This window comes from Hadarchaeum sp. (SeqCode) (assembly GCF_049969415.1).
GTDB lineage: Archaea > Hadarchaeota > Hadarchaeia > Hadarchaeales > Hadarchaeaceae > Hadarchaeum.
Map to the genome: position 1 here is coordinate 1 of NZ_JBMFOX010000108.1, position 1,922 is coordinate 1,922.

Consider the following 1,922-nt stretch of genomic DNA (forward strand, 5'->3'; position numbering starts at 1 on the left):
CTTTTATGCCACCCAATATACACCCTTTGCTCGTCCCAAGTTTCTGTGACCCACATCACAGAAATTCCTCCACCTTTTGGCAGACTCATTCCGTGGGGTTGACTGGGGCGTTGGCTTATAAGCGTTCGGTCAACGATGGATCAAGGAGGAGGGATATGAAGCTGCGCACATCAATTGTTTTCGGGGCGCTTCTTTTGAGCGTTTGTGCGCCTGCACTGGCTCAAATAACCATTGGCGGCATGTTTGAGGCCCAAATGGACATTCTGCCCAGCGTGAGCCTAAAGGAAGCTTCCCTTACATTGACGTTCGGCATAAGTTCTTGGACGTTTTCCGGCACGTCCACATTTGGAGCCGCAGGGTTTACCAACCAAGAAGTCACCCTTCATGGGGAGTTCGGGCCGTTTCAATTAAACGGGGGAATGGCGTTCAACCCCGCTGATCCGGGCCCGGTGGAGATCAACTTTCCTGAGGACTGCCCAACGCAAAGCGCCTCCGTCAGTCTTTCGCCGCCGGAATACAAATGGTCTTGGTTTGAGCTTGACTGCACGATGTTCGGCCTCACCCTAACTGGCCGGTTGGAGCATTGGGCTTACCCGTACATTCCCAAGTGGGCTGATCCGTACTATGAGGAGCACCTGTGGCCGTGTTGCGAGCCTGAACAAACCCCGGCCTCTTACATGCTTTATCTCTTTTCCGCCAAAGCTCCGCCGTTTTTCTTGGATTTGCGGTTCGCTGACTGCTGCCGGGGCATCACCTTCAGCGACTTAACCCTTGGCTTCGATGACCTTGGCCTTTGCTGTGGGGTTACGGTCGACTTGAAGTTTTACTTCACAAAGGCCGGGTTCCAGTACGTCCTTTTCGAGATTCAAAATGTGCCGTTTATCTGCTGTGGCTTTGCCTTGGATTTTGCAGTGAAATTCACCGTGAGCGGCAAAGAAATCTCAATTAAACCTAAATGGGTTGGCGTAGGGCAAGTGTGCGTTCAGGTCTACGGCAACGTACATATGGAGGGGGCGAGCATCACAGGGATTGAGGTCTATGGCTACAGGATAAGGTGCGACTTAGCACCGTGTCATTACTTGGAATTCCTCACCGTGCTCTCGCCGGACGTGGTGGATGAGGTTGAAGAAATAATCGGTGATGTTTTCGAGGGCGATGAAACGGAGTACGCCAAATTCGGGATTTGTGGGCAGGGTTGTTGCGGCTCTAACTACACAGTGGATGCCACAATCTTCTTTGCGCCCAGCGGCTCCCTTTTCGGCTTTTCTCGGGTCGTAGTAGACATGGAAGTTCCGCTCCTTGCGAACTTCTCGTTTACCTCAGCTTTTACTCTGCCCAACGCTGGGACTCCCGAAATGAGCATGGGCTTCATCTTTCGGTTCTAGGCACCAAAGCCAGAAAAAAAGGAAGCGGGGGCGCCGGCCCCCGCTTTTTTATGCCCAGCAAAAGCCCTCGGGCAAAACCAAAAAGCTTGACTACAAGGGCAAAATCCGCTATAATGCCCGCCGAAGCACCGGAAGAAAAAGTTTTGGGAAAGGGGGTCTTATGCGGAGGGGGATTTTGGGGTTTTTGCTCCTGGGCTTTTGGGCAGCGGCTTGGGGCATTTCTTTCTACGGCGATTGGGATGCCACCATCAACATCCTTCCCACTCCAAGCATCTACGGAAGCACCTTGCACTTGAACGTGGTCTTCGCCCCCGGCTGGCGGGTGGAAAGCGAAACGAAAATTTATTCGGGCGGGGTCTACAAGTACCAAAACTTCTACATCAGCGGAAGCTTTGGGGATTTCAGCGTTTGGGGTAAGATGTATTTCAGTGCGGAAGAGGTGCGCTACCAAAAGATGTGGTTAAACGCGGAGATCCCGCTTTTGGGCGGGACCTTCCGCAGCTCCTTCAACCACTGGGCTACCCCTGCTGATTATTC

Annotated in this window: 2 protein-coding genes; both read left to right on the plus strand. The window is 52.8% G+C overall.

Annotated features, from left to right (window positions below):
- The first annotated feature begins 155 nt into the window (after positions 1-155).
- A complete protein-coding gene (locus tag ACP5PX_RS08140; protein ID WP_428085448.1) occupies positions 156-1,385 on the plus strand; it encodes a hypothetical protein in 1,230 nt (409 codons plus the stop codon).
- A gap of 160 nt (positions 1,386-1,545) precedes the next feature.
- On the plus strand, positions 1,546-1,922 hold a 377-nt coding region (locus ACP5PX_RS08145; protein ID WP_428085449.1), incomplete at its 3' end, for a hypothetical protein.

Coding starts and splice junctions, on each gene's coding strand:
- ACP5PX_RS08140 (WP_428085448.1), top strand. CDS start 156: ATGAAGCTGCGCACATCAATTGTTTTCGGGGCGCTTCTTTTGAGCGTT.